The sequence below is a fragment of the Streptomyces niphimycinicus genome, from assembly GCF_018883605.1.
Classification (GTDB): Bacteria; Actinomycetota; Actinomycetes; order Streptomycetales; family Streptomycetaceae; genus Streptomyces; species Streptomyces niphimycinicus.
Window position 1 is genome coordinate 1 of record NZ_JAHLEM010000929.1, and the last position, 4,371, is coordinate 4,371.

Sequence of the window (4,371 nt, forward strand, 5' to 3'; positions counted from 1 at the left end):
GTTGTCCATCAGGATCGGCACACCGGTCTTCACGCCCGGCTCCACCAGGACGGACGGCACATCGCCGTAGTAGCGGCGGGTCACCTCGCGCAGCTCATGGAGCACCGAGGGGACGGTGGAGCAGATGGAGATGCCCGCGATGCCGTCGCCCAGCTCCTCGCCGAGCAGCGGATGCATGCCCATCAGGCCCTGGAGCAGCACGGCGAGTTCATCGGCGGTGCGGCGGGCGTCGGTGGAGATCCGCCAGTGCTCGACGATCTCCTCGCCGTCGAACAGGCCCAGCACGGTGTGCGTGTTTCCGACGTCGATGGTCAGCAGCATTGGTTACTTCCCCTCGGCCTCGCGCAGGTCCAGGCCGATGTCCAGGATCGGGGAGGAGTGGGTGAGCGCGCCGACCGCCAGATAGTCGACGCCCGTCTCGGCGTACGTACGGGCATTGGCGAGCGTCAGCCGTCCCGAGGACTCCAGCGCGGCGCGCCCGGCGACCAGCTCCACGGCCTCGCGGGTCCGCTCCGGGGTGAAGTTGTCCAGCAGGATGAGGTCCGCGCCCGCCTCCAGGACCGGCGGGATCTGGTCGAGGGTGTCGACCTCCACCTCGATCGGCACATCCGGGAACTCGGCCCGCACGGCGCCGAACGCCTCCGCCACGCCGCCCGCCGCGATCACATGGTTGTCCTTGACCAGCGCGGCGTCCGACAGCGACATCCGGTGGTTGACCCCGCCGCCGCAGCGCACCGCGTACTTCTCCAGGGCGCGCAGCCCCGGGGTGGTCTTACGGGTGTCACGGACCTCGGTCTTCGTCCCGTCGAGGGCGTCGGCCCACGCACGCGTCGCCGTCGCGATACCGGAGAGCCGGCACAGGAGGTTGAGCGCGCTGCGCTCACCGGTGAGCAGGTCGCGGGTACGGGTGCGGACGCTGAGCAGCTTCTGACCGGCCGCCACCCGGTCGCCGTCCTCGACATGCCGCTCGACCTCGAACTCGTCCGTACAGACGACGGACAGGATCGCCTCGGCGATCCGCAGCCCCGCCACGGTGCCCGCCTCACGGGCGGTGAAGTCGCCGGTGGCGAAGGCGTCCTCGGGGACGGTGGCCACGGTGGTGACGTCGACGCCCTGGTCGAGGTCCTCCTCGATGGCCATATGCGCGATGTCCTCGACCTGGACGGGGTCGAGTCCGGCACTGATCAGCAGCTCGGCCAGATCGGGGTCCAGACCGCACTCCATCGGGTCGAGCCCGGGGCCGTCGGCGTCATCGCCGCAGCCGCAGGCGTCGCCGCAGCCCGCCGCCTCGCCGGGGCGGCCGATCTCACCGGGGCGGCCGATCTGGAGCAGCGGCAGGGACACGGATGGCTGGCGGTCTTCGGAGGTGCTGCTCACGGGCGGGACTCCGTCTCGGCTCGGGGGGTGGTCGGTGGGGGGAACTCTTCGGAGTCCGTGGCCCGGACATCGAGGGCGCCGTCCGGGCGGAGGGTGACCAGGAGGTGGCGGCGCCAGGCGGTGTCGTCCCGCGCGGGGCGGTCCTCGCGCCAGTGGCAGCCGCGGGTCTCCTCACGGCGGAGCGCGGCGGCGACCAGGACCCGGGCGACCAGATGGAGGTTGGTGGCCTCCCAGGTCTCGACCCCCGGCTCGGCCGTCTTGCCGTCCCGCCGCAACTGCGCGGCGGCGTCGTCGTGGACGCGCTCCAGTTGGTCGGCGGCGCGGGCCAGGCTCTCGGCGGAGCGCAGGACTCCGGCGCCGTGGGTCATGATGTGCTGGATCTCGTAGCGGGCCTCGGAGGCGAGCAGGGGCGGCCCGGCGGGGGCACCCTCGTCCGGCTTGATGCCCTCGTCCGGCCCGGGCCCCTCGGCGGCCGTGGCGGGCCACGCGAGGCCCTCGGCTCCGACGGCTCCCTCGGCTCCGGCGGCCCCGGCGGCTCCCTCGGCTCCGGCGGTGATGTCCTCCGCGATGCGCTCCGCGAAGACCAGGCCCTCCAGAAGGGAGTTGGAGGCCAGCCGGTTCGCGCCGTGGACGCCGGTGCAGGCGACCTCCCCGCAGGCGTAGAGCCCGGGCACGGTGGTGCGGCCGCGCAGATCGGTACGGACTCCGCCGCTCGCGTAGTGCGCGGCCGGGGCGACCGGGATGGGCTCGGTCACCGGGTCGATGCCGTGCGCCCGGCAGGCGGCCAGGATGGTCGGGAAGCGCCGCTCCCACATCCGGGCCCCGAAGTGGCGCGCGTCCAGGTACATATGCTCGGCGCCGCGCTCCCGCATCCGCCGCATGATGCCCTTGGCGACGATGTCACGGGGCGCCAGCTCGGCCAGCTCGTGCTGCCCCTGCATGAAGCGCACCCCGTCGGCGTCGACGAGATGGGCGCCCTCGCCGCGCACCGCCTCCGAGACCAGCGGCTGCTGGCCCTCCGCCTCCGGGCCCAGCCACAGCACGGTGGGGTGGAACTGCACGAACTCCAGATCGCTGACCTCGGCCCCGGCGCGCAGCGCGAGCGCGACCCCGTCGCCGGTGGAGACGGCGGGGTTGGTGGTCGCGGAGAAGATCTGGCCCATGCCGCCCGTGGCCAGGACGACCGCGCCCGCCCGCACCGCGCCCACGCCGTCCCGCCGGCCCTCGCCCATGACGTGCAGGGTGACCCCGGCCGCCCGGCCGGAGCCGTCCCCCAGCAGGTCGAGCACCAGGGCGTTCTCCACGGTGTCGATACCGGCCGCGCGCACCGCCTCGACCAGGGCCCGGGAGATCTCCGCGCCGGTCGCGTCGCCGCCCGCGTGGGCGATCCGGCGGCGGTGGTGGCCGCCCTCGCGGGTCAGCAGGATCTCGCCGGTGTCGTCGTCGGCGTCGAAGCGGGCGCCGGTGGCGATGAGCCGCCGCACCGCGCCGGGTCCCTCGGTGACCAGCGTCCGTACCGCCCGGTCGTCGCAGAGCCCGGCACCGGCCACCAGGGTGTCGTCCAGATGCTGCTCGGGGGTGTCGCCCTCACCGAGGGCGGCGGCTATGCCGCCCTGGGCCCAGCGCGTGGAGCCGTCGTCCAGGCGGGCCTTGGTGACCACGGTGACCCTGGCCCCGGCCGCGGCACAGCGCAGCGCCACGGTCAGCCCGGCGACTCCGGAGCCGACGACCACGACATCGGCCTCGATGGCCCAGCCGGGGGCGGGGGCGCGCAGGGCGGTGGCGGGGGCCACGCCGTCGGGCCGCCCGGTCGCATGGGTCATCGGGCGGCTCCGATCCACAGGCGGATGTTGTCTATCAGGCGGGTGGCGCCGACCTTGGCCGCGACGGCCAGCACGGCCTCGCCGGTGTATCCGCCGGGGACCTCGGTGAAGTCGGCGGGGTCGGCCAGGCCCAGATAGTCGAGGACCAGCGGCGGCTCCAGCCGCGCCGCCTCGTCGAGCACCACCCGCGCCGCGGACCGCACCGCGGCGGGGGACGCGACCCGTATCAGCTCGTGCTCCTCGGCGCCGGCCGGGCCCTCCCCGGCCGCCAGCAGCCCCGCGTCCCGCCCCGCGAACAGCGCCCGGGACAGGGCCAGCGCGGTGTCCCGCTCCTGGGCCGACAGATAGCGGTTACGACTGGAGAGGGCGAGCCCGTCGCCCTCCCGGACGGTGGGGACGCCGACGATCTCGACCGGGAAGTCCAGGTCGCGCGCCATCCGGCGGACCAGCGCCAACTGCTGGGCGTCCTTCTCGCCGAAGAAGGCGGCATCGGGGCGGGTGAGATGGAGCAGCTTGGCGACGACGGTGAGCATCCCGTCGAAGTGACCCGGCCGCGAGGCGCCCTCATAGCGCTCGCCCATGGCGCCCGCGGTGATCCGGATATGCGGCTCGCCGCCCGGATACACCTCATCGGCCGCCGGGGCGAAGACGATGTCCGCGCCGGCCTCGGCCGCCACCTTGAGGTCGGCGTCGAGGGTGCGCGGATAGCGGTCGAGGTCCTCGCCCACGCCGAACTGGAGCGGATTGACGAAGACGGTGACGGTCACCAGGCCCTTGGCACCCACCCGGGCGCGGGCGGCGCGGATGAGCGAGGCGTGCCCGTCGTGCAGCGCCCCCATGGTCATCACGACGGCCGTGCGGCCCGGCACCGCGAAGTGGGCGAACGCCGCGTCCAGCTCCGAGCGATGGCGGAACAGCTCCACATCCGGCTCCCCAGGAAGCGCCTTGGTCCACAGCTTCGGGCTCATGACTCACTGCCTCCCCGGCCCCGTGCGTCGGTGACATCCGAGAGCACGCCCAGCAGGTCCTCCGCCAGCTCCGGCTTGAGCAGGCCGTGCGCGAGCGCCCGGTCCGCGGTCGTACGGGCCATGGCCAGATAGCCGGCGACGGCGTGCGGGGCGTGCCGCCGCAGCTCGGCGACATGCGCGGCGACCGTGCCCGCGTCGCCGCG

General features: G+C 74.4%; 4 protein-coding genes and 1 pseudogene. All 5 read right to left on the reverse strand.

Translation table 11 applies throughout. The features are described from left to right. Positions 1–321, reverse strand: a 321-nt coding sequence (locus KN815_RS45585; RefSeq protein ID WP_216347673.1) for a type III pantothenate kinase, incomplete at its 3' end; no start/stop codon positions are given. Positions 322–324: 3 nt separating this feature from the next. Further along, a complete protein-coding gene (nadC, locus tag KN815_RS45590) occupies positions 325–1,377 on the reverse strand; it encodes a carboxylating nicotinate-nucleotide diphosphorylase (RefSeq protein WP_216347674.1) in 1,053 nt (350 codons plus the stop codon). Then, the gene (locus tag KN815_RS45595; protein WP_216347675.1) at positions 1,374–3,200 is read right to left on the reverse strand and encodes an L-aspartate oxidase; all 1,827 of its coding nucleotides are present in this window, start codon (positions 3,198–3,200) and stop codon (positions 1,374–1,376) included. Before KN815_RS45595 ends, nadC begins: the two co-directional genes overlap by 4 nt. Next, a complete protein-coding gene (panC, locus tag KN815_RS45600) occupies positions 3,197–4,168 on the reverse strand; it encodes a pantoate--beta-alanine ligase (protein WP_216347676.1) in 972 nt (323 codons plus the stop codon). The genes KN815_RS45595 and panC overlap by 4 nt, the downstream gene beginning before the upstream one ends. Beyond that, a pseudogene (locus KN815_RS45605) lies at positions 4,165–4,371 on the reverse strand (oxidoreductase); the annotation flags it as partial. The gene panC and the pseudogene KN815_RS45605, both read right to left, overlap by 4 nt.